This window comes from Pantoea dispersa (assembly GCF_035783935.1).
GTDB classification, from domain to species: Bacteria; Pseudomonadota; Gammaproteobacteria; order Enterobacterales; family Enterobacteriaceae; genus Pantoea; species Pantoea dispersa_C.
The window spans coordinates 451,029-477,155 of sequence record NZ_JALKOV010000003.1 but is presented as its reverse complement, the minus strand read 5'-3'; the positions used below and the strand labels follow the sequence as shown (position 1 = coordinate 477,155).

25 protein-coding genes are annotated in these 26,127 nt (G+C 57.7%); 16 read left to right on the top strand and 9 right to left on the bottom strand.

The features are described from left to right. Positions 1 to 191 precede the first annotated feature (191 nt). The 6 genes from MXF20_RS09305 to MXF20_RS09280 all read right to left on the bottom strand — a co-directional run bounded on the left by MXF20_RS09305 (position 192) and on the right by MXF20_RS09280 (position 6,571). Entirely contained in the window at positions 192 to 1,817 is a 1,626-nt protein-coding gene (locus MXF20_RS09305; RefSeq protein WP_031279764.1) for a Na/Pi cotransporter family protein, read from the bottom strand. A gap of 108 nt (positions 1,818 to 1,925) precedes the next feature. Then, positions 1,926 to 2,918, bottom strand: coding sequence for an ABC transporter ATP-binding protein (locus MXF20_RS09300; RefSeq protein WP_325968972.1), 993 nt, complete (start codon positions 2,916 to 2,918; stop codon positions 1,926 to 1,928). A 2-nt stretch (positions 2,919 to 2,920) separates the two neighbouring features. Then, entirely contained in the window at positions 2,921 to 3,706 is a 786-nt protein-coding gene (locus MXF20_RS09295; RefSeq protein ID WP_325968971.1) for an ABC transporter permease, read from the bottom strand. Between the two features lies 1 nt (position 3,707). Beyond that, positions 3,708 to 4,559, bottom strand: coding sequence for an ABC transporter permease (locus tag MXF20_RS09290; RefSeq protein ID WP_058774939.1), 852 nt, complete (start codon positions 4,557 to 4,559; stop codon positions 3,708 to 3,710). After that, positions 4,559 to 5,368, bottom strand: coding sequence for an alkaline phosphatase family protein (locus MXF20_RS09285; RefSeq protein ID WP_325968970.1), 810 nt, complete (start codon positions 5,366 to 5,368; stop codon positions 4,559 to 4,561). Before MXF20_RS09285 ends, MXF20_RS09290 begins: the two co-directional genes overlap by 1 nt. 141 nt (positions 5,369 to 5,509) lie before the next feature. After that, entirely contained in the window at positions 5,510 to 6,571 is a 1,062-nt protein-coding gene (locus MXF20_RS09280; protein ID WP_325968968.1) for an ABC transporter substrate-binding protein, read from the bottom strand. Between the two features lie 226 nt (positions 6,572 to 6,797). On the opposite strand from MXF20_RS09280, the gene MXF20_RS09275 reads away from it, so the two are divergent. The 4 genes from MXF20_RS09275 (at position 6,798) to ubiA (ending at position 9,479) form a co-directional block, all read left to right on the top strand. Next, on the top strand, positions 6,798 to 7,496 hold the full coding sequence (locus MXF20_RS09275; RefSeq protein ID WP_325968967.1) for a UTRA domain-containing protein: 699 nt from the start codon (positions 6,798 to 6,800) through the stop codon (positions 7,494 to 7,496). 70 nt (positions 7,497 to 7,566) lie between these two features. Beyond that, positions 7,567 to 7,977, top strand: a complete 411-nt coding sequence (gene psiE, locus MXF20_RS09270; RefSeq protein WP_325968966.1) for a phosphate-starvation-inducible protein PsiE — start codon at positions 7,567 to 7,569, stop codon at positions 7,975 to 7,977. Between the two features lie 92 nt (positions 7,978 to 8,069). Continuing rightward, entirely contained in the window at positions 8,070 to 8,588 is a 519-nt protein-coding gene (gene ubiC, locus MXF20_RS09265) for a chorismate lyase (protein WP_325968964.1), read from the top strand. Between the two features lie 24 nt (positions 8,589 to 8,612). Continuing rightward, a complete protein-coding gene (gene ubiA / locus MXF20_RS09260) occupies positions 8,613 to 9,479 on the top strand; it encodes a 4-hydroxybenzoate octaprenyltransferase (protein ID WP_325968982.1) in 867 nt (288 codons plus the stop codon). A 151-nt stretch (positions 9,480 to 9,630) separates the two neighbouring features. Here the strand turns inward: ubiA and plsB are convergent, their stop codons facing one another. Further along, positions 9,631 to 12,054 (bottom strand): glycerol-3-phosphate 1-O-acyltransferase PlsB, encoded by a 2,424-nt coding sequence (plsB, locus tag MXF20_RS09255; protein ID WP_325968981.1) that lies wholly within the window; start codon positions 12,052 to 12,054, stop codon positions 9,631 to 9,633. A 125-nt stretch (positions 12,055 to 12,179) separates the two neighbouring features. Here plsB and MXF20_RS09250 point away from each other — a divergent pair, with 125 nt between their 5' ends. The 4 genes from MXF20_RS09250 to MXF20_RS09235 all read left to right on the top strand — a co-directional run bounded on the left by MXF20_RS09250 (position 12,180) and on the right by MXF20_RS09235 (position 15,094). After that, positions 12,180 to 12,548, top strand: coding sequence for a diacylglycerol kinase (locus tag MXF20_RS09250; RefSeq protein WP_325968961.1), 369 nt, complete (start codon positions 12,180 to 12,182; stop codon positions 12,546 to 12,548). Positions 12,549 to 12,653: 105 nt separating this feature from the next. Further along, positions 12,654 to 13,268, top strand: a complete 615-nt coding sequence (gene lexA / locus MXF20_RS09245; RefSeq protein ID WP_031279762.1) for a transcriptional repressor LexA — start codon at positions 12,654 to 12,656, stop codon at positions 13,266 to 13,268. Between the two features lie 128 nt (positions 13,269 to 13,396). Beyond that, a complete protein-coding gene (dinF, locus tag MXF20_RS09240; protein WP_325968959.1) occupies positions 13,397 to 14,722 on the top strand; it encodes an MATE family efflux transporter DinF in 1,326 nt (441 codons plus the stop codon). 159 nt (positions 14,723 to 14,881) lie between these two features. Continuing rightward, positions 14,882 to 15,094: a CsbD family protein gene (locus tag MXF20_RS09235; protein ID WP_021507857.1), complete on the top strand. Its 213-nt coding sequence runs from the start codon at positions 14,882 to 14,884 to the stop codon at positions 15,092 to 15,094. Positions 15,095 to 15,164: 70 nt separating this feature from the next. Here the strand turns inward: MXF20_RS09235 and zur are convergent, their stop codons facing one another. Further along, positions 15,165 to 15,686 (bottom strand): zinc uptake transcriptional repressor Zur, encoded by a 522-nt coding sequence (gene zur / locus MXF20_RS09230; RefSeq protein WP_325968954.1) that lies wholly within the window; start codon positions 15,684 to 15,686, stop codon positions 15,165 to 15,167. A 448-nt stretch (positions 15,687 to 16,134) separates the two neighbouring features. Between zur and traF the strand changes: the two genes are divergently transcribed. The 3 genes from traF (at position 16,135) to pspG (ending at position 18,953) form a co-directional block, all read left to right on the top strand. Next, entirely contained in the window at positions 16,135 to 17,382 is a 1,248-nt protein-coding gene (gene traF / locus MXF20_RS09225) for a conjugal transfer protein TraF (RefSeq protein WP_325968952.1), read from the top strand. A 90-nt stretch (positions 17,383 to 17,472) separates the two neighbouring features. Beyond that, positions 17,473 to 18,468 carry a tRNA dihydrouridine(20/20a) synthase DusA gene (dusA, locus tag MXF20_RS09220; protein WP_325968948.1) on the top strand — a complete coding sequence of 332 codons (996 nt, stop codon included), beginning with the start codon at positions 17,473 to 17,475 and terminating at the stop codon, positions 18,466 to 18,468. A 218-nt stretch (positions 18,469 to 18,686) separates the two neighbouring features. Next, on the top strand, positions 18,687 to 18,953 hold the full coding sequence (pspG, locus tag MXF20_RS09215) for an envelope stress response protein PspG (RefSeq protein WP_058770016.1): 267 nt from the start codon (positions 18,687 to 18,689) through the stop codon (positions 18,951 to 18,953). Positions 18,954 to 19,144: 191 nt separating this feature from the next. Here pspG and MXF20_RS09210 read toward each other — a convergent pair whose 3' ends face one another. After that, entirely contained in the window at positions 19,145 to 20,128 is a 984-nt protein-coding gene (locus tag MXF20_RS09210; protein WP_325968947.1) for a quinone oxidoreductase, read from the bottom strand. Between the two features lie 73 nt (positions 20,129 to 20,201). Between MXF20_RS09210 and dnaB the strand changes: the two genes are divergently transcribed. The 5 genes from dnaB to MXF20_RS09185 all read left to right on the top strand — a co-directional run bounded on the left by dnaB (position 20,202) and on the right by MXF20_RS09185 (position 26,115). After that, complete coding sequence (gene dnaB, locus MXF20_RS09205) at positions 20,202 to 21,608, top strand: replicative DNA helicase (RefSeq protein ID WP_325968946.1); 1,407 nt, start codon at positions 20,202 to 20,204, stop codon at positions 21,606 to 21,608. 128 nt (positions 21,609 to 21,736) lie between these two features. Further along, positions 21,737 to 22,228: an Lrp/AsnC family transcriptional regulator gene (locus MXF20_RS09200; RefSeq protein WP_058757562.1), complete on the top strand. Its 492-nt coding sequence runs from the start codon at positions 21,737 to 21,739 to the stop codon at positions 22,226 to 22,228. A 228-nt stretch (positions 22,229 to 22,456) separates the two neighbouring features. Continuing rightward, the gene (locus MXF20_RS09195; protein ID WP_275026719.1) at positions 22,457 to 23,071 is read left to right on the top strand and encodes a YitT family protein; all 615 of its coding nucleotides are present in this window, start codon (positions 22,457 to 22,459) and stop codon (positions 23,069 to 23,071) included. Between the two features lie 45 nt (positions 23,072 to 23,116). After that, positions 23,117 to 24,310: an amino acid aminotransferase gene (locus MXF20_RS09190; protein WP_325968945.1), complete on the top strand. Its 1,194-nt coding sequence runs from the start codon at positions 23,117 to 23,119 to the stop codon at positions 24,308 to 24,310. A gap of 317 nt (positions 24,311 to 24,627) precedes the next feature. Further along, positions 24,628 to 26,115 carry a catalase gene (locus tag MXF20_RS09185; protein ID WP_418936847.1) on the top strand — a complete coding sequence of 496 codons (1,488 nt, stop codon included), beginning with the start codon at positions 24,628 to 24,630 and terminating at the stop codon, positions 26,113 to 26,115. The last annotated feature ends 12 nt before the right edge of the window (positions 26,116 to 26,127 follow it).

The window sequence follows — 26,127 nt, the reverse complement described above, 5'->3', positions numbered from 1 at the left end:
ATGAATTCAAGGCGTTGCATGGTAACAGTCTCAGTCCAGGGCATAGTGAGTCTCCTCTGCTATGCCGTTTATAACTGTTACCCATGTGCCCGGTCTAAAGTGTTACCCATGTGGCCGGTTTGTACCTGAATGCGCACCCTACAACGGTCGGGCCAGATTTTGTAGGGTCGCCATTCATGGCGACCTGGAAATCAATCCACCTCGCGCTCATCGTCCGGCTGGTCCAGCACGGTGTACGCCACCGCGCAGAACAGCGAATTCAGGCGCTTCATGTCTCCCAGCAAACCCAGATGCAGCGAACTGGTCTCGATGCTCTGCACATTCTGCCGGTGCAGGCGCTCGACGTGGGCGTGGGAATAACGGCGAATCAGGATGCGGAAACGGTGCTTGGCGCGGCGCAGGCGCTTCGCGCTGGTGACGTCGTGCGACAAAAACACCGACAGGCTCAGGCGCAGGTTGCTTAACACCTGCTCCTGCAGCGAATTCAGCTCTTCCAGCCCTTCCGGCGAAAACGCCCGCCGCGCCTGCAGCGATTTGTCGGCCACGTCGGCGCTCATGCGTTCGATAATGTCGCCCGCCTGCTCCAGGTTCAGCGCCATCTCAATCACCTCGGCCCAGCGGCGTGAATCCTCTTCCGCCAGATCCTCTTTCGGCATGCGCGCCAGATAGAGCTTGATGGCGGTATACAGCACATCCACATCATCATCCAGCCGCCGCACCGCGCGCTCCTCGCGCAGTTCACCCATCACCACCTTGTTGAAGCTCTCCAGCATCTGCTCCACCACATCGCCGATGCGCAGCGTCTCCCGCGCCGCGTTGGCCAGCGCCAGCGCCGGGGTATCCAGCGCGCTGCTGTCGAGGTGCTTAGGTTTGAGATGGGTCTGGTTTTCCGCATCGTCGGCGATCATGCGGCGGCACAGGCGCGCCATCGGTTCAGCAAACGGCACCATCACCAGACAGCGCACCAGGTTGTAGAACACGTGGAAGAAGATCACCATCTCTTCATCATTAACCGGCAGCTTATCCAGCAGATCGGCGATGTAATCGACAAACGGCAAAATAACGATGCTGCCAATCAGCTTGAACAGCAGGCTGCCAAGCGCCACCCGCTTGCCGGCAGCATTCGATCCGCTGGCATTGATCATCGCCAGCAAGCCGCTGCCGAGGTTCGCGCCAATCACCAGACACAGCGCCACTTTGAACGAGATGACGCCGGTGGCGGTCAGTGTGGCGGTAATCAGCACTGCGGCCAGGCTGGAGTAGCTGATGATGGCGAATACCGCGCCAATCAGCGCATCCAGCATGATATCGCCGGTCAGCGTCGAGAACAGCACCTGCACGCCGGCGGCCTGCGTGATGGGTTTGGCGGCAGCGACAATCAGCTGCAGCGCCAGCAGAATCAGCCCGAGGCCGATGGCTGCGCGTCCGATCTGACCGGCGCGCGTCTGTTTGCGGCTGAGGAAAAATACCACGCCAAAAAAGATAAACAGCGGCGACAGCCAGGAGAGGTCGAAGGTCAGGATGCGCGCCATGATGGCGGTACCGACGTCAGCTCCCAGCACCACCACCAGCGCCGGCGTCAGGCTGACCAGATTCTGCGCCACAAACGAAGTGACTAATAACGTGGTGGCGTTACTGCTCTGCACCAGCGCGGTGACGCCAATCCCGGCAAGAAAGGCCATCGGCTTTTTTTCCACGCTGCGGCTTAACACGCGACGCAGATCGGCACCATACACGCGCATCACGCCGGTGCGGACAATGTGGGTGCCCCATACCAGCAGGGCGACGGCGGAGAGAAGGTTAAGCAGGGTTAGCACGAATAAAGGCTCCTATGCGCCAGGCAGAAAACAGGCGGCTGCCTGCCTGGCGATAAGCACAGCCGATAAATACCTGCGTCGCGCTGCGTTGCCAATTTTTCGTTTAATTTAAGCGACCTGGCGCAACGTCGACATCTCTAACTGTAGTCCAATCTGCATGCCGGCGGGATGTAAATCTGCCACGCTGCGGTTGAGTACATCCACGGACAACTCGACCTGATTCGCCAGCACGCGATAGCGGATCACATTCCCCAGCAGGCTATGGCTGAGAATGGTGGCCGTAATGCCCGCCTGCGGCGCGCACAGCTGGATGGATTCCGGACGAATCGCCACCTGGCTGCTAAACGGCTGCCCGGTCAGCTGCGTCGCCTGTTCGGCGCTCAGCAGGTTGTAGTTGCCAATAAAGCCGGCGGCGAACAGATCCACCGGCTGGGTATAGAGCGTTTCCGCGTTGCCGTTTTGCACAATGCGCCCGCGGTTCATCAGCACAATGCGGTCCGACAGCGTCAGCGCCTCTTCTTGATCGTGGGTGACAAAAATGGTGGTCAGCTTCAGCTCCTGCTGGATGTGGCGAATCTGCTCGCGCAGATGGCGGCGGATGCGGGCATCCAGCGCTGATAGCGGCTCATCCAGCAGCAGCAGGCGCGGCCGCGTCACCAGCGAACGCGCCAGCGCCACACGCTGACACTGGCCGCCCGACAGCTGATGCGGATAACGGCGCGCGAAGTCGGTGAGCTCCACCAGCGCCAGCGCCTCCATCACGCGTTGCTGAATCTCGCCGGCGGACAGTTTCTGCATCTTCAGGCCAAACGCGACGTTCTTCTCCACCGTCATATTGGGAAACAGCGCATAGCTCTGGAACACCATGCCGATGGTGCGCTTCTGCGGCGGCAGCGGCACCAGATCCTGGCCCTGCAGCAGAATGGTGCCGCTGTCGACATCGGTCAGGCCGGCGATACAGCGCAGCAGCGTCGACTTGCCGCAGCCGCTCGGGCCGAGCAGGGTGACAAACTCACCTTCGTCGGCGCTGAAATCGATGTTTTCGAAGATGGTGGTCGGGCCGTAGCTTTTATTCAGTTGGGTAACGTTCAGGTAACTCATGGTCAGCCTCGTTCAGGATTGAGGGCATTGGCCAGCCAGGTGACCAGCAGGACAACCGCAAAATAGGAGATCACCAGCGCGCTGGTGAAATGTCCGCTGCCGTTGCGCATGTTGTAGAGGTAAACCTGCAGCGTTTCATAGCGGGTGCCGACCAGCAGGTTAGCGAAGACAAACTCACCAATCAGAAACGAGAAGGAGAGCAGCACGGCAATGAACACCCCTTTGCGCAGATTCGGCAGCACCACAAACAGGGCCGCCTGCCAGGTGCTGGCGCCCAGCAGATGGGCCGCATCAATCAGCTCTTTCAGGTTGATGGCCTGCATGTTGTTGGCAATTGCGCGGTAGATAAACGGTAACGCAATGGTGAAGTAACAGCCGATGAGAATCCACGGCGTGCCGGTCAGCATCAGCGGGGCCGACGAGTAGAGCTGCAGCAGCCCGACCGACGAGACCACCGGCGGCACCGCAAACGGCATCAGAATCAGCACGTTCATTACCGCGTCCAGTTTTGGATAGTAGTAAGCGATTACAAACATCGCAGGCAGCACCAGCAGCAGGGAGAACAGCAGCGCGCCTGCGCAGATCAGCAGTGAATGACCGAGCGCGGTGAGGAAGCGCGGATCGCTCCACAGCTGCGTCAGCCACTTCAGGGTAAAGCCCTGCGGCAGAATGGTATCGCTCCACTCGCTGGAGATGCCGTACAGCAGCGTCGCCAGCAGCGGTGCGGCGAGCACGATCAGCAGCAGCCAGACAATCAGGCGATGGTAGAGTTTTTCGACACGAGACATGTCAGGACTCCTGTACGCGGGCATGCAGATAGCTGCGACGCACCAGATACTGCTGCACCACGGTAATCAGCGCCATAATCAGCACCAGCAGCATCGCCAGCGCGCCGCCGGTATTCGGATCGAGCGATATGTCGCCTGACACCAGCGCAGCGATGCGCACCGGCACCACGTTGAAGTTGCCGGTGGTCAGCGCGTAAATGGTGGCGTAGGCACCCAGCGCGTTGGCCAGCAGAATCACGAAGGTACCGAGCAACGCCGGAAACAGAATCGGCAGGCCGATGTGCCACCAGTAACGCCAGCGGCTGGCGCCGAGCAGTGCCGCCGACTCTTCCCAGTCTTTCCGCAGCCCGTCAAACGCCGGGTAGAGCAGCAGAATGCCGAGCGGAATCTGGAACCAGGTGTAAACCAGCACCATGCCGTCGCGCGAAAACAGCTTAAAGCCGTCCAGCCAGCCGAAGTGGCGCAGCAGCAGCGTCAGACAGCCGTTGAGGCCGAGCAGAATGACAAAGGCGAAGGCCAGCGGCACGCCGGCGAAGTTGCTGGTCATGTTAGTGAACGACAGTAAAAAGCGCTGAAAACGCCCGGTGCCGAGCTTATGCAGCGAATAACCGGCAAGCAACGCAATCAGCAGGCCGTAAACGCTCGACCACAGCGAGATATCCAGCGACAGGCGAAAAGCCTGCAGGTAGAACGGCGAAGTGAGGATATCGCTGTAGTTATCAATGCCCCAGCGCTCGTTGATATCGCTCCAGAAGCTGTTGATGGCAATCCACAGCAGCGGCGCGAGCTGGAAAGCGATCCAGAACAGCACGAAGGGCAGCAGCAGCAGCGAGGCCAGGGTTTTACCCTTCATCAGCGCGGCTCCGCCAGCAGACCGCGACACAGCGGTTTATCGTGCGCGACGCCGAGCAGGGTGCAGACGGTGCCGCACAGATCAGTTTGCTGCGGTTCCAGGTCGGGCTGCAGCGAGAAGCCGCGGCCAAACACAAACAGCGGCACCTGCGTCTCTTCCGGCAGAATACCGCCGTGCGAGCGGTCATCGTTCATGCCGTGATCGGCGGTGACAATCACCTGATAACCGGCGGCCAGCCAGCCCGGCATCCACTGCGACAGATAGCCATCCGCCATACGTGCCCGGTTACGGTACTGCGGGGAAGAGAGGCTGTGCTTGTGCCCGGCATCGTCGATATTCATCGGGTGAATCAGCAGAAAATCGGGATCGTGCTGCAGGCGCAGGCTTTCGGCATCCTCAAACAGATGCGAATCCGGGTAACCGTCGTCCCAGTAGAAATGGCCGTACTGGATCGGCAGGTCGGGCGCGACAGTGTGGCGATCGCGCGCGGCGGTGAACGGCGAGCGGTTGTATAACTCACTCACCCAGTGATAAGCAGCTGCGGCAGTGGTCAGCCCGGCGTCGCGCGCGTAGTGAAAAATGCTGCGCTGATTACTCAGGCGATTGACGCCGTTATGAATGATGCCGCTGCGCACCGGCGGAATGCCGGTCAGAATGCATTCGTACAGCGGACGCGACAGCGACGGCAGTTCGCAGGTCAGCGTGTAATAGTGGCCGTTGCCCTGTTTGCATTCGGCAAACAGATAGCCCATGGCGTGTTGCGCCACCTGATTACTCAGCCCATCGAGTACCACCAGGATTGTTTTCATCCCCGCTCCCTCAGGTGCGCATGAACGCGCACCCTGTAAAAATTGGTGATAGGTAACGGCGCAATGTATTGCGCATTGCCGGAAAACGGATGCGCGATACACCGCGCCGCTACGGTATGTGCGACTGGCAAAATCTCTGCGTTATTGCTTCATGTTAATAACCACATTCTCCTGCCACAGGCGCGGCAGCAGTTTTGAGGTCTTATCCCAGGCAGCCTGATCTTTGATCGGACGGGCATTTTTATATTCCGACTGCGGCAGCAGTTTGGCCTGCACGTCCGCCGGCAGCGTTAAATGCTCGGCGCGGATCGGGCGCGCATAGCCTTTCGCCAGGTTGATCTGGCCCTCATCCGACAGAATGTATTCACGCGCCAGCTTCGCCGCATTCGGATGTCTGGCGTATTTGTTGATGATGGTGGTGTAGCCAGAAGTCACGGAACCGTCGGACGGGATCACCACTTCGTAGCGATTTTTATCAATCTGGTCGCGGTAGTTCAGACCGTTGAAGTCCCACACCACGGCCACCTGAATTTCGCCTTTTTCGATGTTGGCGATCACCGGGTCGGTCACGCCAAGTCGGCCCTGTTTCGCCAGCTCGCCGAAGAACGCCAGCGCCGGCTTGATGTTCTTCTCGTCACCGCCCAGTGCATAGCTGGCGGCGAGTACACCGTTTGCCGCCTGAGCAGCCGTGCCGACGTCGCCGATAGTGACCACATACTTACTTTTTTTCAGATCGGCCCAGCTGTGCGGGGCATCTTTCACCTGCTGTTTGTCGATCAGGAAAGCGATGGTGCCGGTGTAGGCCAGCATCCAGTTGCCATCGGCGTCTTTCGCCCAGGCCGGAATCTGATCCCAGTGCGTCGGTTTGTAGGGTTGCGCCACGCCTTTGGCGACGGCAATCGGGCCGAAAGCGGCGCCCACGTCGCCGATATCGGCGCTGGCGTTATCCTGCTCGGCGGCAAACTTCGCCAGCTCCTGCGCTGAAGACATATCGGTATCGCTGTGCTTCAGACCGTATTTGGTGCTGAGATCGTTCCAGGTATCTTTCCAGTTAGCCCAGGTGTCAGGCATACCGACGCTGTTGACCTGGCCCTCAGCGCGCGCGGCTTTTTCCAGCGCGGCAAGGTCGTTATCGGCGGCATGCGCAGCGGGCAACGCAAGCAGAACGGCACTGGCTACTACAGAAGAGATAAACGCTTTCATCTCGATTGCTCCGGGTGTAAGTTGTGGGTCGTCGTGGTCTAGTCCAGCAAGAACCGAGCCAATGTAGCCCGGATAGATGAAGGTTTTATGACCGGGGTGGTGAAATGGGATGTGGCGCGTCGTTCCACATGCGGTTACAGCGCGCTAAAGCGTGGGATGTGCCTTGTCACATTGTAGTCATCGAACTGTCATAGTGCAGATTTGCCCCAAAATGAGGCTGAAAATAATGTCGTCGAAAACCGCAGATGTGATCGCCGCCGCACTGTGCGAACGGATTGATAACGGAGAGTTTGTCACCCGGCGACTGCCGGCCGAACGCGCGTTAAGCGAACAGTATTCGACCACGCGTATCACGCTGCGGGAAGCGCTTGGCTTGCTGGAAGCGCAGGGCGTTATTTACCGTGAACTGCGGCGCGGCTGGTTTATCGCGCCGCCGCGCCTCATTTATAACCCGGCACACCACAGCCACTTTCACGCCATGGCGCTGCAGCAGGGACGGATTGCCAGCACCGAGGTGATGGAGGCGCGCGAAGTGCCAGCGCAGCTGGCGATTGCGCGTCACCTGCAATTGCTGGAAGGCGATGAGGTGTACCGCATCCGCCGCCTGCGCCGCATTGATGGCCGCGCGGTACTGTACGTCGAGCATTACCTCAATCCGGCCTTCTTTCCTGGCCTGCTGAGTGAGGATCTCACCCGTTCGCTGACCGATTTGTATGACCAGCGCTACGGCATTCACTACGGCGGTGCGCGCTTTACTATTGTACCCGGCCCGCTACCGGCGCGGGCGGCGCCAGCGCTCAATGTGGCGAGCGGTACGCCAGGCCTGCTGATTACCCGCATCAACCGCGACCAGCACAAGCGGGTGATTGACTGTGACTGTGAGTACTGGCGCTACGACGCGCTGTGCGTGGATGTTGAGGTGTGATGTATTGTGATTTAGATCACATTACAGCATGATAGCGCCAGAAGAATCTCGTCATCTGAGGCGCAAAATAATGACAACAAAACCAGCGGCGGGGCAGCTTATTGCTTCGGTATTGCAGTGGGTATTAAACATTGGCCTGATGATTCTGGCCGTTATCCTGGTGGTGTTTCTCGGTAAAGAGACCATTCACCTGGCGAATGTGTTGTTCAGCACCGGTGAGCAGGCGTCATCGTATCTGCTGATCGAAGGCATTGTGATCTATTTTCTCTACTTCGAGTTTATCGCGCTGATTGTGAAATACTTCCAGTCCGGCTATCACTTTCCGCTGCGCTACTTTGTCTATATCGGCATCACGGCGATTATTCGTCTGATCATTGTCGACCATAAAAATCCTTTCGATACGCTGTGCTACTCGGCCGCCATTTTGATTCTGGTGGTGACGCTGTTTCTGGCCAACAGTAACCGCCTGAAACGCGAGTAATTCCTTCCGCTATGACAGCGTGGCACAAGCAGATGTGTCACGCTGAGCGCGGTGCGCTACACTAGGGCAACTTTTTTACCGGAGATGTCCTGATGTCGCATGACGCGCTGCGCCAGTTACGCGCACTGCACTGGCTGCCAGCCTCTTCCCCGTTACTTTCACCGCCGCTGCTTGACTGGCTGCTGGAAGAAGACTCGATGACCCGCCGCTTTGAGCAGCACTGCCAGCAGGTTAGCGTACAGCTGCTGCGGGAAGCGTTTATCAGCGCTGATGAGATGCCGCAGGAAGCGGCGTTTTTGCCTGCCGACGCGCGCTTCTGGCTGCGTGAAATCGTGCTGTGCGGTGACGATGAACCCTGGCTGATTGGCCGTACCGTGGTGCCGGAGAGCACGCTGAACGGACCGGAACAGATGCTGCAAAATCTCGGCACGCGGCCGCTGGGGCGCTACCTGTTCTCCTCATCCACGCTGAGTCGGGATTTTATCGATCCGGGCCAGATTGATGACCTGTGGGGACGCCGTTCGCGCCTGCGCCTGTCCGGCAAACCGCTGCTGTTAACTGAACTGTTTTTACCGGCGTCGCCGCTGTACCGCGCGCTGAAGCAAGGATAACCTCCCGTGCAAAAGACTTTAACCATGAGCAAATGGCAGGCCTACCGCCGTCTGATGCGTATTGATAAACCCATTGGCACTTTGCTGCTGCTGTGGCCGACGCTGTGGGCGCTGTGGCTCTCCGGCATGGCGATTCCGCCGCTGTCGGTGCTGGTGGTGTTCGTCCTCGGCGTGTTTGTGATGCGTGCGGCGGGCTGCGTGATTAATGATTACGCCGACCGCAACGTCGATGGCCACGTGAAACGCACCGCCGCGCGGCCATTAGCCAGTGGCGCGGTATCGGAGAAAGAGGCGAAGCTGCTGTTCGCCGGTCTTGGTCTGCTGGCGTTCCTGCTGGTGCTGACCATGAACCGCATGACCATTCTGCTGTCGTTTGGCGGGCTGGCGCTGGCGTGGGTGTATCCGTTCATGAAGCGCTATACCCATCTGCCGCAGGTGGTGCTGGGCGCGGCGTTTGGCTGGGCGATCCCGATGGGCTGGGCGGCGGTTAGTGAGTCCTTACCATTCGTTTGCTGGCTGGTGTTTCTCGCCAACATTTGCTGGACGGTGGCCTATGACACCCAGTACGCAATGGTCGATCGCGACGACGATCTGAAAATTGGCGTGAAATCGACAGCGATTCTGTTTGGGCGTTACGACAAGCTGATTATCGGGCTGCTGCAGCTGGCTGCGCTGGGCCTGATGGCGCTGGTGGGCATTTTACTGCATCTGAACGGTGCGTTTTACTGGTCGCTGCTGCTGGCGGGCGGGCTGTTTGTGCATCAGCAGAAGCTGATTGCCGGGCGTGAACGTGAGCTGTGCTTCCAGGCGTTCCTCAACAACAACTACGTTGGCCTGGTGCTGTTTATTGGCGTGCTACTTAATACTCAGCCGTTTGTTGCGCTGTTCTGACCGTCGGGTGATCAAGCCCGGCAGCATGGCCGCCGTCGCCATGGAGAGGCGCGCTCTTTACCGCGCCTGATGCCTGACAACGCATAAAGCCGCGGCGCAATCCATCGTGTGACAGATTGCGCCGCAGCTTATGTCGTGACGCATTGACGTATCAGTCGTGCGCCACGGCACTCTCAATGGTCAGACGGACATCGCTGGTGACCAGTTCGGCCAGCATCTGCCACATCATATTGGTACGTTCCGCATCCGCATCACCGGAATCACTGATATAGCCTTCATCACGCAGCGACAGCACCAGCGCAGTAAAGACCGCCTTATCAAAGAACTCCGGCGCATTTATACCGTGCAGCACCGACAGACGCTGAGCCAGCGTGCGGCTCTCTTTCTCCAGCGTGCCCCGGTTAATGGTCGGTTTGGCGCTGAGAATGGCGAAGGTGATGGCGAAACGCTGCAGTGTTTCGCGGATGCCGGCCGCCAGCAGCTGCAGCGTACGGTAACGCGCAGCGCTCAGTTTCAGCTGGCCTTCCTGAACGGTGATCAGCCCCTGACGTGCCATTTCGGCACAGAGCGCGTTCAGCAGCGCCGGCAGTTCGGCACTGTCCCAGCGCAGGAACAGTTCGCTCTTCAGCATCGGATAGACCAGGCTGACCTGACGCAGCAGCTCCGCCTCGCTGATCTCCCGATGCTGCTGCACGATAGCGGCAATCAGCGACGGCATCACCAGCATATGGTGGATGTTGTTGCGGTAGTAAGTCATCAGCACCGCCTGCTCGCGCGGCAGAATGATGATCTCGCCGATGCTGTCCTGCTCGGTCTCGAACTTGTTCATGCCCATGGCGTGCTCAAGCAGCGCTTCAGCGCTGAGATCCGGCACGGTCGACTCGGGTGAGTACGGCACATTGCGCAGCAGCTGGGTATAGCACTCCAGCTGTTCCGTCAGCTGCTCACGCGTCAGCGAGCGCTGGCGCGATGCCAGCAGCGCGGTGACGCACAGGTTCATGGCGTTCGCCGCACCGGCTTCGTTGATGCGCACCATCAGACGCGCAGCGATATCGTTTACGACCGGCGTCATCCACGCCGGGCGCTGAGGATCGATTGGGTCAATCGCGTCGCGCCACTCCGGCACCTGCTTGTTAAGATAGTTAACCAGCGACAGCGGCTCACCGAAGTTGACATAGCCCTGGCCGAGGTTACGCAGCTTGCGCAGGCCGCGCACCATCTGCATGAAGCCCTCTTTCTCTTTCGCCGCACCGCGCAGCTCTTTGGCGTAAGTGCCGACTTCCATCACGTGCTCATAACCGATGTAGATCGGCACAAAGGTGATTGGGCGACTGCCGCCGCGCAACAGCGCCTGCAGCGTCATCGACAGGGTACCGGTTTTCGGGTCGAGCAGACGGCCAGTACGCGAGCGCCCGCCTTCAACAAAATACTCCACCGAATAGCCGCGGCTGAACAGCTCGCCCAGGTATTCGCGGAACACCGTGGAGTAGAGCTTGTTGCCTTTGAAGGTACGACGAATAAAGAAGGCACCGAGACGACGGAAGATCGGTCCGGCTGGCCAGAAGTTAAGGTTGATACCGGCAGCGATGTGCGGCGGCACCAGGCCCTGATGGTAAAGCACATAGGACAGCAGCAGATAGTCCATGTGGCTGCGGTGGCAGGGCACATAAACAATTTCATGGCCATCCTGCGCCAGCTGACGCACGCGCTCGCCGCCGTGCACGTTAATGCCCTGATAGAGCCGGCTCCACAGCCAGCCCATCACACGGTCGGTGACGCGGATCGCTTCGTAGGAGAAATCTGCCGCCACTTCTTCCATCATTTCGACGGCGTTCTGCTGCGCTTTCTCATGCGAAATCTTCTTGCTGCGCGCTTCATCTTCAACCGCTTTCTCAATCGCTTTGGACTGCAGCAGCTTGTTGAACAGATCCTGGCGTGCCGGCAGACGCGGGCCGACGGCTGCGAGCCGCTGGCGGGCAAAATGAATGCGTGCCACGCGAGCCAGCTTCTGGGCGATCGACTGATCGGTGCCGTGTTCGGTGGCCATCTGACGCAGCGAAACCGTGGGCGAGAAGCGTACAAAGCTGTCGCGGCCATGCCACAGAATGGCAAAGAACTTCTGTATGCCGTTGAGAATGCGCAGATGTGGCGTCGGCTCACCCTGAATCTCGCGGCCTGGCGCACGGCCAAACATCACGGAAACCGGCAGCATTTGCACATCCAGCGCCGCATTGTTGCGGTGCAGATCGAGATAGTCATGGAACAGCTTGACCGACTCCGGATTCGCCACGAAATAAGGGAAGACGCGCGGACCATCGTGAATAAACACGTGGCGCGGCAGCAGCGTGCCGTCAATCTCCAGCGGCGCCAGCGGATCCGGCAGATCGTGCTTCAGGCACTGTGCGCGTAGCGTGAGCAGGTCCGCCTTTGAATCATAAGGCAAAACATACATCACCGGACGGGTCGGATCGATACCGTGTTCCGAGATCGGATCGGTCGGAATGACCTTACTTTTTACCAAAATAGAGAGTGGTAAATTCAACAATTTGTAATAGAGTTTACGCCAACCTGACATAGACAACTTGAAGCCTCTTGTTAGCAAAGCGCGGCAAGCATACCAGAAAGTGCGGCGAAGATCTGTGGCTGTGCCACCTCGCGCGCCCAGACATTGACGTCAAAAACAGTTAAGGGTTCCACAGCATGGCAAATAACGTCACCGGTTTCCTGAGAATCATTAAAGCCGCCGGTTATTCCTGGCAGGGGCTGCGCGCCGCCTGGCAGCATGAAGCCGCCTTTCGCCAGGAAGCGATCGCCGCGCTGGTCGCGGTTGCCATTGCCTGCTGGCTGGATGTTGATGCCATTACGCGTGTGCTGCTGATTGGCTCGGTGGTGCTGGTGGTCATTGTTGAGATCCTTAATAGTGCCATCGAGGCGGTGGTGGACCGCATCGGTCAGGAGCGCCATCCGCTGGCGGGCCGCGCCAAAGACATGGGTTCAGCGGCGGTACTGCTGGCTATCTTACTGGCTCTGTTTGTCTGGATCGCGCTGCTTTGGCCGCATTTGCGATAAACATTCCAGATTCATCAAGCCGCTGATTTTTCCCTCTGTTTCGGTTTTCATTTCGCCAATACCTGTATATACTCACAGCGACTGTATAAACAACCAGGGGGCGGGATGAAAGCGTTAACCAGCAGGCAGCAACAGGTCTATGACCTGATTCGCGATCATATTAATCAGACCGGCATGCCGCCAACGCGTGCTGAAATTGCTTCGCAACTGGGCTTCCGCTCGCCTAACGCTGCTGAAGAACACCTGAAAGCACTGGCGCGCAAAGGCGTGATTGAGATCGTCTCTGGTGCATCGCGCGGCATTCGTCTGCTGATGGAAGAAGAAGCGAGCGAAGGGCTGCCGCTGATCGGTCGTGTCGCCGCCGGTGAACCGCTGCTGGCGCAGGAACATATCGAAGCCCACTATCAGGTGGACGCCAACCTGTTCAAACCCTCTGCCGATTTCCTGCTGCGCGTCAGCGGGATGTCAATGAAAGATATCGGGATTATGGATGGCGATCTGCTCGCGGTGCATAAAACCCAGGAAGTGCGCAATGGCCAGGTAGTGGTCGCGCGTATCGATGACGAAGTCACGGTTAAACGCTGGAAGAAGCAGGGCGCGATTGTCCAGCTGCTGCCGGAAAACAATGACTTCCAGCCGATTGTGGTGGATACCCGTGAACAGTCGCTGACCGTGGAAGGGCTGGCCGTAGGCATCGTGCGCAACGGCGAATGGCTCTGAAATCCGGTTGATCTCCCCCGCTGCGGCGGCGCATGCGCGCTGACCGCAGTCTGCTTTAATCACACTCATTTTCCCGGCCCGTAAGGCGCTCGCTCAGGCCGACCACCGTAACCCTCGGGATGGGGCTGATGCAGCTATTTTCCGCTTCTGATAAAGCGCTGTGGCGACTGGCGCTGCCAATGATTCTCTCCAATATCACCGTGCCGCTGCTCGGCGTGGTCGATACCGCCGTGATTGGCCATCTTGATAGCCCGATCTACCTCGGCGGCGTGGCGGTGGGCACCACCGCGACCAGCTTCATCTTTATGCTGCTACTGTTTTTGCGCATGAGCACCACCGGGTTAACGGCACAGGCGTTTGGTGCTGGCGACAAACAGGCGCTGGCGCGCGCGCTGACCCAGCCGCTATTGATCGCTCTGGCCGCGGGTCTGCTGTTGGCGCTACTGCGTTCTCCTGCCAGCAGCCTGGCGGCAACGCTGATGGGCGGCAGCGCGGAAGTTCAGCAGCAGGCGCAAATCTTCATTCAAATCCGCTGGCTCAGCGCGCCTGCTACGCTGGCCAATCTGGTGATTCTCGGCTGGCTGCTGGGCGTGCAGTATGCGCGTGCGCCGATGGTACTGCTGATTGTTGGAAACCTGGTCAACATCCTGCTCGATCTGCTGCTGGTGCTGAAACTGCACTGGGGCGTTGCCGGTGCCGCCGCAGCCACGGCGCTGGCCGAATACGTGACGCTGGCGGTGGGATTGTGGATGGTGGCGCGCGTGCTGAAACTACGCGGCATCGATTTCAACCTGCTGAAAAGCAGCTGGCGCGGTGATGCGGCGCGCTTGTTCCGCCTGAACCGTGACATCATGCTGCGTTCGCTCATGCTGCAGATTTGCTTCGCCTCGCTGACCCTGCTGGGCGCGCGTATCGGACCCGATGTGGTCGCGGTCAATGCGGTGCTGCTGATGTTCCTGACCTTCACCGCCTATGCGCTGGACGGCTTTGCTTATGCGGTGGAAGCCTGCTCGGGTGAAGCTGTAGGGGCGAAGGATCGCAGCCGGCTGTTGCTCATCTGGCACGCCGCCTGCCGTCAGGCGGGTATCGTCGCGCTCCTGTTCGCGCTCATTTATGCGCTCAGCGGCCCGCACATCGTTGCGCTGCTTACGTCACTGCAGCAACTGCGTGAGATGGCCGATCGCTTCCTGCTGTGGCAGGTGATTTTACCGCTGGTGGGCGTCTGGTGTTATCTGCTGGACGGTATGTTCATTGGCGCCACGCGCGGCCGCGAAATGCGTAACAGCATGATCATGGCCGCAGCAGGTTTTGGCATCACTCTGCTAACGCTGCCGTGGCTGGGGAATCACGGTTTGTGGCTGGCGATAACGGTGTTCCTCGCGCTGCGCGGCCTGACGCTGTGGTGGATGTGGCGGCGCCACTGGCAGCGTGACAGCTGGTTTAGCCAGCCCTGAGGGCGGTGCAGCGGCCAGAATAATCTGTATTTCCGTGCACAATCCGAAGCGGCTACTATAATTATCTCAAACGGCGCAGATAAGTAGCGCGTTGTATGGTTATTTCTGGCATTACATTAGAAATGCACCATCTCACTCAGGAAGACGTGGAGGATTGTTATGAACAAAGACGAAGCGAGCGGAAACTGGAAGCAGTTTAAAGGGAAGTTTAAAGAGAAATGGGGCAAGTTAACCGACGACGATTTGACCGTGATCGAAGGGAAACGCGATCAGCTGGTGGGTAAAATCCAGGAACGCTATGGTTACGCCAAAGATGAAGCTGAACGCGAGTTAAAAGACTGGGAAAGTCAGAACAAAGATTACCGCTGGTAAGTCTCCCGCTTTAAGGATGATGCTCCTACCCGCTGGTCGTCACGACCAGCCTGGCACACGGAGGTGCCAGTTACCCTTTACGAACCCTCTTTTTACTCTCTGCGTCATGATCGTGATGACAACTACCGTGTTGCGTGCAGGCCGCGACTTCAGCACAGTTCTCACACAGACCATGCGCCTCAATAACGCTATGACGTAAGGTAAAACCCGCCTGATCGGCCAATCCCGCAATGATCTTTTCCACACCGTGCGCGTGCTTCTCGCTGACGGCAGCACAGTTGTCGCACACCAGCATCACCGATGTGTGTGCCGGCTCGTCAAAGTGGTGACACACCACATAACTGTTGTTTGATTCCACCCGATGAATAAATCCCTGCTCCAGCAGGAAATCCAGCGCGCGATAAATGGTTGGCGGTTTCGCCTGCGGCTCGCTGATGCGCAGCTGGTCGAGCAGATCATAAGCGCTGATTGAACCGTTCTGCTCTGCCATCAGGCGCAGCACTTCAGCGCGCTGCGTGGTGAGACGCACGCCACGGTCGAGACAGAGTGATTCAGCCTGCGTAAGCAGTTGTTCGGGCGTGAGGTTCGGCATTGGCATTCTCCGGGCTGTGGGTGATGTTATTTTATCACACAAAGTTTTACGCTGCTGCCCTTGCTTTTTTGCCTTTTAAACCCCGGGAAATGTCTTGGTATCAGCCGCTTATCTGCCGCATGCCGCTCAATGCCTGTCCTTTCATAAGCCGCTCTTTTTGTTGTTAAGCATATTCTTAATGGTTACCCCATCTTTTTGCTTTGCAACTCACTGACTTAGTGGCTATGGTTCAAAAGGTTTTAAGTAATTTCTGGCATCAATTTAGCTGACGTTCATATTTCTGCATAAAACAACAGCAGAATGGTGCGGGCGTGACCAATTCTGCGAATAGCAACGCGAATCCCTTTCAATTCACAGCAATAAAGCGTTAGCCAGCGTTCAGAATAGGGCTAATAAACTATTCCGTCGTAGAGACAGTCCACGACAATGTAAAGGTGATGGCAGACTCATGGTGAAGACATTATTCAGACGCAAGAAAATTGCTTATGTTGTTGGTTTTAATGCGGTATTTGTTACCTCGTCAGCGTTTGCTGCTGGCACCTGGTACGATGCGCGTAACGATGCCATGGGGGGTACCGGTGTCGCTTCCTCAACCTGGATCTCGGCAGTGCTGGCTAACCCGGCATTGATGACCAAAGCGCAGCCTGAAGATAACGTCAGCATCATTTTTCCTTCAGCCGGTGTACAGATTACTGACAAAGACAAATTAGTGGATCGTGTTGATGAAATTACGGATACGGTTGACCGCTATCGTGACGTGATCAACAACATCACGCTGCCAGAGATCATCAACGGTGCGCCTCAGGTCAAAGCGGCTGCCGGTGATATGGCCAATCAGCTGCGCGATCTGCGCGGTGATAAAGCGAATGGCACCGCAGGCGTGGCGCTGGCCGTCAGCATTCCCAATGAGACGCTTCCTTTCGCCTTCATCACCAAAGCCTACGGCACGGCACACATCCGCGCTAACGTGGTCCAGAGCGATATCGATTATCTGGATCAGGTCGCAAATGGCCGCATTCCGTTGCCGGGCGACCAGAATAATCTGCGCTCCAGCGCCAACGGCCTGGCTGCGCTGATCACCGATTACGGCGTCGCAATGGCGCATGAGTTCACCATCGCCGGTCACCCGGTCTCCGTTGGCGTCACGCCGAAGCTGCAGAAAACCTGGCTGTATAACTACACCGCCAGCGTTTATAACTACGACAAGAATGATATCAACGACAGCCGCTATCGCAGCACCGATACCGGTTTCAACGTTGATGCGGGTATCGCCACCGACTTCGCAGAGAACTGGACCTTCGGCGTCACCGGGCAGAACCTGGTGTCGCGTGATATCGCGACCAAAGAGGTCAACGGTTACCGCGATACGTATCAGATTCGCCCCCTGGTGACCACCGGTCTGGCGTGGAATCGCGGCCCGTTTACCCTGACCGGCGATGTTGATCTGACGGAAACCAAACGTTTTAAATCGCAGGAGAGCAGTCAGTACGCTGGCGTGGGTGGTGAATATCGCGTGCTGGACTGGCTGGCGCTGCGTGCCGGCTATCGCGCGGACATGAAGTCGAACGACACCGATGTGTTCACCGCCGGTCTCGGCGTGTCGCCGTTCAACAATGCGGTGCATCTGGACCTGGCCGGTTCGGTCGGCAAAGACAATACCTGGGGCGCCATGGTGCAGCTCGGGTTTAACTTCTGACCAGACAGTGACGGGCGGCTGTGTCGCCCGTCACAGCTGTGATATCATTGCGCAGTTTCTCATCACTTAACTGCGGATTTACTGCGTTTCATGACCGATACATTCTCTTCGCAACGTTTCTCCATCGCCCCGATGCTGGACTGGACCGACCGTCACTGTCGCTATTTTCACCGTCAGCTGAGCGGCGACACGCTGCTGTACACCGAAATGGTGACCACCGGCGCCATCATCCACGGCAAAGGCGACTATCTGGCCTACAGCGAGACAGAGCATCCGCTGGCGCTGCAGCTGGGCGGAAGCGATCCTGCCGCGCTGGCAACCTGTGCAAAACTGGCGGAAGCGCGCGGATACGATGAGATCAACCTGAACGTCGGCTGTCCGTCCGATCGGGTTCAGAACGGCCGTTTTGGCGCCTGCCTGATGGGCGAAGCGGCGCTGGTTGCGGACTGCATCAAAGCGATGCGCGACGTGGTCAGCATTCCGGTCACGGTGAAAACCCGCATCGGTATTGACGACCAAGACAGCTACGCCTTCCTGTGCGATTTTGTCGGCACCGTGGCGCAGCAGGGCGGGTGCGATACGTTCATTATTCATGCGCGTAAAGCGTGGCTGTCGGGCCTCAGCCCGAAAGAGAACCGTGAAATTCCACCGCTCGACTATCCGCGCGTGTATCAGCTCAAGCAGGATTTCCCGGCGCTGACCATCGCGATCAACGGTGGCGTTAAGACGCTTGAAGAGGCCAAAGCGCATCTGCAGCACCTGGACGGCGTGATGATGGGGCGCGAGGCCTATCAAAATCCAGGCATTCTGGCGCAGGTTGATCGCGAGCTGTTTGGCCGCGATACGCCAGCGGTCGATCCGGTTGCGGTGGTGCGTTCCATGTACCCTTACATTGAAGCTGAACTGGCGCAGGGCACCTATCTGGGCCACATTACGCGCCACATGCTGGGCCTGTTTCAGGGCATCCCTGGTGCACGCCAGTGGCGTCGTCATCTGAGCGAAAATGCCCACAAGCCTGGCGCCGATGTGCGCGTGCTGGAAGCGGCGCTGCTGCTGGTGGCCGATCGTATCGTGCAGGAAGCCTGAGCCCCATAGCCGGCGCGCAGCGTGCGACCGGCGTTCTGCGCTGAATAAACTGCACGACTTTTACCGTGCAGTTATTAATTCACCACCAGTTAGTCAATTTCATCAACTCTGTTTTTCCCTTTCGATGTGCAGCCCTGAAAATTCAATAGCTTAACAAAGAGTCTGACCTGGCACGTATCTTGTAAGACCTCCTGCATAACTGACACAGGAGAGCGCTCGTGGAAATATTATTTGTTATCGGCTTTTTTATGATGCTGCTGCTGACCGGCGTATCGCTGCTGGGCGTGATCGCTGCGCTGCTGGTCGCCACCGTGGTGATGTTTCTGGGCGGCCTGTTTGCGCTTGTTATAAAATTGTTGCCGTGGCTGGTGCTGGCAGTGGTCGCCGTGTGGCTTTATCGGGCGTTTACCACGCCGCAGGGTGAGGTAAAACTCAACCGGCTGAAAAGAAAAATCAGTGACTTAGAGAAGCGAAGCTGGCGCTAAATGCGGTTGCGATCACAGAGTTGCCGATTGCTTAGTACTTATCTGCAATTAAACATATTTTTTACTTATGTTTTCTGTCAGGATAGGTAAAGAAATTCAGACGAATTCATCGCCGCTGTCCCTACACCAGCGCGAACTATAAAAAAGAAAGAAAAGGGCTTCCTTCGGGAAGCCCTTCATCATTTCTGGCCTCAGGGAATCAACAGACTGGAACCCTGAGTAGCACGGCTCTCCAGCACCTGATGCGCGCGCACCGCATCACTCAGGGCAAATTTCTGCTGCTCCGGCACGTTAAGCTGAATGGCGCGGCTGGCAATCAGCGAGAACAGCTCGCTGCTGGCGCGCTCCAGCTCGTCACGGTTAGTGATATAGCCAAACAGCGAAGGACGGGTGACAAACAGCGAGCCTTTCTTGTTGAGAATGCCGAGGTCAACGCCGGTCACCGGGCCGGAGGCATTGCCAAAGCTCACCATCAGGCCGTGACGGCGCAGGCTGTCGAGCGACGGTTCCCAGGTATCTTTACCTACCGAATCATACACTACCGCGACTTTTTCACCGTTGGTCAGCTCGCTAACGCGCTGGGCGATATTTTCTTCGCGATAGTTGATGGTGGCCCAGGCACCGGCATCTTTGGCAATCTGCGCTTTCTCCGCAGACCCGACGGTACCGATTAAATGCGCGCCGAGCGCTTTTGCCCACTGGCAGGCAATCAGGCCCACGCCGCCCGCGGCGGCATGAAACAGGAAAATCTCATCGGCCTTAACTTTATACGTCTGACGCAGCAGATACTGCACCGTCAGGCCCTTGAGAAAAGAGGCGGCTCCCTGCTCAAAGCTGATGCTGTCCGGCAGAATCACCAGCCGATCTTCTGCCACATTGTGCAGCTCGCTGTAGGCACCCAGCGCGGCCTGGCAATACACCACGCGATCGCCCGGCTTGAAGCGCGAAACCGCGCTGCCCACTTTTTTCACGATACCTGCCGCTTCAGTGCCCAGCCCGGACGGCAGCGCAGAGACCGGATACAAGCCGCTGCGCACGTAGGTATCGATATAGTTAATACCAATCGCCTTGTTCTCCACCTGAACGTCATGTTCAGCAGGATCGGCTATCTCGTCATCGACCCATTGCAACACTTCCGGGCCGCCGTGCTGGTTGAACTGAATACGCTTTGCCATTCTGACTCCTGTGATTGTTCATCCTGGGACGGTATACTTGCGCGTCCCTTTCACGATCGGTAATGCATTCACTATGGCAGGAAATAAACCCACCAACAAATCCAGCGAACCCCGCGATCGGCAGCTCGAAGGCGTGAAAATGCCGCCGCACTCCCTTGAAGCGGAGCAGTCGGTGCTCGGTGGGTTGATGCTGGATAACGAGCGCTGGGATAACGTCTCCGAGCGCGTGGTGGCGGAAGATTTCTTCAACCGCTCGCACCGCATGATTTTCTCCGAAATGCAGCGCTTACTCGAAGCCGGTCAGCCTATCGACCTGATCACGCTGTCAGAGTCGCTGGAAACGCGCGGCGAGCTGGAGATGGCCGGCGGCTTCGCCTATCTGGCCGAGCTGGCAAAAAATACGCCGAGTGCGGCGAACCTCGGAGCTTATGCCGACATCGTACGTGAACGTGCGGTGGTGCGTGAGATGATTTCGGTGGCTAACCAGATCGCTGATGCCGGTTACGATCCGCAGGGCCGCAGCAGCGAAGAGCTGCTGGATTTCGCCGAATCGAACGTCTTTAAAATCGCTGAACAGCGCGCGAATAAAGATGAAGGCCCGCAAAATATTGAGCAGATCCTCGAAGCCACGGTGTCGCGCATTGAAGCGCTGGTGTCAACGCCGCATGATGGCGTCACCGGCGTCGATACCGGCTATCAGGATCTCAACAAGAAAACTGCCGGTCTGCAGGGCTCAGATCTGATTATTGTCGCGGCGCGTCCGTCGATGGGTAAAACCACTTTCGCCATGAACCTGTGCGAAAACGCCGCCATGCTGACAGACAAACCGGTGCTGATTTTCAGTCTGGAGATGCCCAGCGAACAGCTGATGATGCGTATGCTGGCCTCGCTGTCGCGCGTTGATCAGACGCGTATCCGTACCGGCCAGCTGGAAGATGAAGACTGGGCGCGCATCTCGGCGACCATGGGCATTCTGTTAGAAAAGAAGAACATGTTCATCGATGACTCGTCCGGCCTGACGCCGACCGAAGTGCGTTCACGTGCGCGCCGCGTGTTCCGTGAAAACGGCGGTTTGAGCATGATCATGATCGACTACCTGCAGCTGATGCGCGTGCCGGCGCTCTCTGACAACCGTACGCTGGAGATCGCCGAGATCTCGCGCTCGCTGAAGGCGCTGGCGAAAGAGCTAAACGTTCCGGTGGTGGCACTGTCGCAGCTCAACCGCTCGCTGGAGCAGCGCGCCGATAAGCGCCCGGTTAACTCGGATCTGCGTGAATCGGGCTCGATCGAGCAGGATGCTGACCTGATCATGTTCATCTATCGTGATGAGGTGTATCACGAAAACAGCGATCTGAAAGGCATTGCCGAGATCATCATCGGTAAACAGCGTAACGGGCCGATTGGCACGGTACGGCTGACGTTCAACGGCCAGTGGTCACGTTTTGATAACTACGCCGGGCCGCAATACGACGACGAATAACCGCGCTTGCCTGTCTGCATGCACGATTTGTGCATGCATTTCACGTCATCAGAAAATAGTGTTGGACAACCTCGTCAATTATCAGGTTATCTGTAGCAAAGCGAATCCTATAACGCTGTGGATACAGAATGACTCAGGTAGACGATTACGACCTTAAGATACTGACACTACTACAATCTAACGGCCGCCTTACCAACCAGGAACTCAGTGATTTAGTCGGACTTTCGGCGTCGCAATGTTCACGCCGGCGTATTAATCTTGAACAGGCGAATCTCATTCTCGGCTATCACGCACGGCTCTCGCCGGACGCGGTTGGTCTGGGCATGGTGGGACTGATCGAGGTACGGCTGAAAAATCACACGCCCGATTACGAAGAGAGTTTTCACCGCATGGTGGAGCAGGAAGCGGCAATCGTTGACGCCTTCAAAACCACCGGCGACGCCGACTATTTGCTCAAAGTCGCGGTGGCGGATTTAGCCGCGCTAAGTGCCCTGATCAGCCAGCTGGTGGCCGGCCATCAAAGCGTGGCGCATGTGAAAACCTCGGTAGTGCTGAACCGTTTAAAAGAGAACGGCCTGATGATGATTCCCGAGCACAAAGTGCGCCAAAAGAGTGCGTGATGTGCCAGTATGGTGCAATTACTTCGCATCATTTGCGTAAAGTGCGCACCATGAACCTGATTTGTGCATGAATTGATTATTTACTGAAAGATTGATGCACATAAACCTGCAATAAAGCGCCTTAGTTATCAATTGGATAATCGCTGGCACCCATCGGCAGCCCCAGGAAGCCGTCGATGTGGTGCATTTTTTGCATTTGAACGCCATCATTTGCAAAGAGATCGCGCCATGGATAACGTCGTACAACCCTCCCGCATTCCGCACTCCCGTATAGAAGATGCGCTGGCCATTGTGCTGGGCACGCTGATGGTGTCGTTTGGCGTAGTGATGCTGAAACAGGCGGGCGCGCTGACCGGCGGCACGGCGGGCGTGGCTTTTCTCATCAGTTACCTGTCACCGCTCTCGTTTGGCAGCGCCTTCTTTCTGATTAACCTGCCGTTTTACTGGCTGGCAATCCGTCGCATGGGCTGGGAATTTACCCTGAAAACCTTCTGCGCGGTTGGGCTGGTATCGCTGTTCACCCATCTGCATCCGCTGTTTATCCATTTTTCTGCGCTAAATCCGTTTTATGCGACATTGTTCGGTAACGTGGTGATGGGGATTGGGTTTATAGTGTTGTTTCGTCACAAAGCCAGCCTTGGTGGTTTCAACATTCTGGCGCTCTGGCTGCAGGATCGCACTGGCCTGCGCGCCGGTAAACTGCAAATGGCGCTGGATACCTGCGTGGTACTGGCCTCGCTTTTTGTGGTGCCGCTGCCGATGCTGCTGGCCTCAATTGCTGGCGCGGTGATGCTCAATCTCATCATCGCCATGAATCACCGTCCCGGCCGCTATTTTGTTTGATGACGTCGACCCACACACTAATCAATAATCATGGAGATCTGCACCGTGTTTCAAAACGTTGATGCCTATGCCGGCGATCCGATTCTGTCGCTGATGGAAACCTTCAAGCAGGACCCGCGTGACCACAAGGTGAATCTGAGCATTGGCCTCTATTACAACGAAGCCGGCATCATTCCTCAGCTGCAGGCGGTGGCCGCCGCGGAAGAGCGTTTGCAGGCGCAGCCACATCAGGCTTCGCTCTATCTGCCAATGGAAGGACTGGGTCCGTATCGTAACGCCATCGCGCCACTGCTGTTTGGTAAAGATCACCCGATGCTGCAGGCGGGACGTATTACCTCAATCCAGACGCTGGGCGGTTCCGGCGCACTGAAAGTCGGCGCAGATTTCCTGAAGCGTTACTTCCCGGATGCCAGCGTGTGGGTGAGCGATCCGACATGGGAAAACCATGTGGCGATCTTTAACGGTGCCGGTTTTAACGTTAATACCTATCCGTGGTATGACGACGCCACCAATGGCGTGAAGTTTGATGCTTTCATCGCCAAACTGAAAACGCTGCCGAAGCAATCCATCGTGCTGCTGCATCCCTGCTGCCACAACCCGACCGGTGCGGATCTGACCAACGCGCAGTGGGATCAAACCGTTGAGGTCCTGAAAGCGCAGGAGCTGATTCCGTTCCTCGATATCGCCTATCAGGGCTTTGGTGCCGGCATGGAAGAAGATGCGTACGCGATTCGCGTTATCGCTGCGGCGGGCCTGCCAGCGCTGGTGAGCAACTCCTTCTCGAAAATCTTCTCGCTGTACGGTGAGCGCGTTGGCGGTTTGTCGATTGTCTGCGACAGCGCAGAAGAGTCGGCACGCGTGCTGGGTCAGCTGAAAGCCACCGTGCGTCGCAACTATTCCAGCCCGCCAAACTTTGGTGCACAGGTGGTTTCCTGCGTGCTGAACGATGAAGCGCTGCTGAATAACTGGCTGGCGGAAGTGGAAGCGATGCGCCTGCGCATCATCGAAATGCGCCAGTCGCTGGTCAATGTGCTGAACAGTAAACTGCCCGGCAAAAACTTTGACTATCTGCTGAAGCAGCGCGGCATGTTCAGCTACACCGGCCTGAGCGCGCAGCAGGTGGATCGCCTGCGCGATGAGTTCGGCGTGTACCTGATCGCCAGCGGCCGTATGTGCGTTGCCGGCCTCAACAGCCGTAACGTCAATCAGGTGGCCGAAGCCTTTGCTGCCGTAATGTAAAATGCGCCGTGCCTGTCAGCCACGCTAAGCCGTCCTGACAGGCCGCCGACACCCGCATGCGATGCTTCTGCGCATCGCATCTTCCCGCTGCTCACTCTTACACGGTTTTCTTTGCCGGCCATGCTGGCAGGCCACCGCATTCCTCATCGGCATCACACCGTTACCCGGCTAATCGGGACGGGTCTTGTGTGTTCCTGTTAGTCAGGGCGCTATTTTTTGCCGGCGCGCGCTGGCGCACTGTCAGCGCGCTCGCCAATCACAATAAGGAACCGCCCATGAGCTATTTCCCTTCCGCACTGAAACCCCTCTGCATTGCCATGACGCTGGCGCTCGCACTGCCTGCTGCGGCCGTTGAGCTGACGCGTGATAACGGCGCGCCGGTCGGCGATAACCAGAATTCACAAACTGCCGGTGCCAATGGTCCGGTGCTGTTACAGGATGTACAGCTGATTCAGAAGCTGCAGCGCTTTGACCGTGAACGTATTCCGGAGCGTGTGGTGCACGCGCGCGGCACCGGTGCGCACGGTGAATTTCGCGCCAGCAAAGATATCAGCGATCTGACCATCGCTGAGGTGTTCAAACCGGGGACGGTGACGCCGGTGTTCGTCCGCTTCTCCAGCGTGGTGCACAGCAAGCACTCGCCGGAAACGCTGCGCGATCCGCGTGGTTTCGCCACCAAGTTCTATACCAGCCAGGGCAACTGGGATCTGGTCGGCAATAATCTGCCGGTATTCTTTATCCGCGATGCGATCAAGTTCCCGGATATGGTGCACGCGTTTAAACCGGATCCGCGCACTAACCTGGATAACGATGCGCGCACCTTCGACTTCTTCTCCCACGTACCGGAAGCTACGCACGCGCTGACCATGCTGTTCTCCAACATGGGCACGCCGGCGACCTATCGGGAAATGGACGGCAACAGCGTGCACGCCTACAAGTTTGTGAACAGTAAAGGCGAAGTGCACTACGTGAAGTTTCACTGGAAAACGCTGCAGGGCGAGCGCAACCTCGATCCGGCTGAATCGGCGGCGATCCAGGGACGCAGCTACAGCCATATGACGGAAGATCTGGTGGCGGCGATCAACCGTAAAGCGTTCCCGAAATGGGATCTCTACATTCAGACCCTCAAAGCCAGCGAACTGGATAAGTTCGATTTCAATCCGCTCGATTCCACCAAAATCTGGCCGAACGTGCCTGAGGTGAAAGTCGGGCAGATGGTGCTGAATCGCAACGTCGACAACTTCTTCCAGCAAACCGAGCAGGTGGCGATGGCGCCGTCCAACCTGGTGCCGGGCATTGAGCCGTCTGAAGATCGCCTGCTGCAGGGCCGTCTGTTCTCGTATGCCGATACCCAGCTGTACCGCGTGGGCACGAACGGCCTCAGCCTGCCGGTGAACGCGCCGCGCGTGCCGGTCAGCAACGGCAATCAGGATGGCCTGATGGACAGCGGCAACGCTGATGACAAGGGCGTCAATTATCAGCCCAGCCGCATCTATCCGCGTGAAGAGCTGCAAAGCGCACGCTACAGCCACGCACCGCTCAGCGGCAGCACGCAGCAGGCGATGATCGCCAAACCGCAGAACTTCCGCCAGGCGGGTGAGCTGTATCGTTCCTTTAACGCAAAAGAGCGGGGCGATCTGATCACTTCGCTCGGCGGCGCGCTGAAGAGTGCCGATGCGCAAAGCCGGCTGGCGATGCTCTCCTTCTTCTATAAAGCCGATAGCGAGTACGGCACGCGTCTGGCGGCGGTGACGCAGGACGATATCAGCACGGTAAGCGCGCTGGCTGACAAGCTGAGCGACTGATCCGGCGGCGGC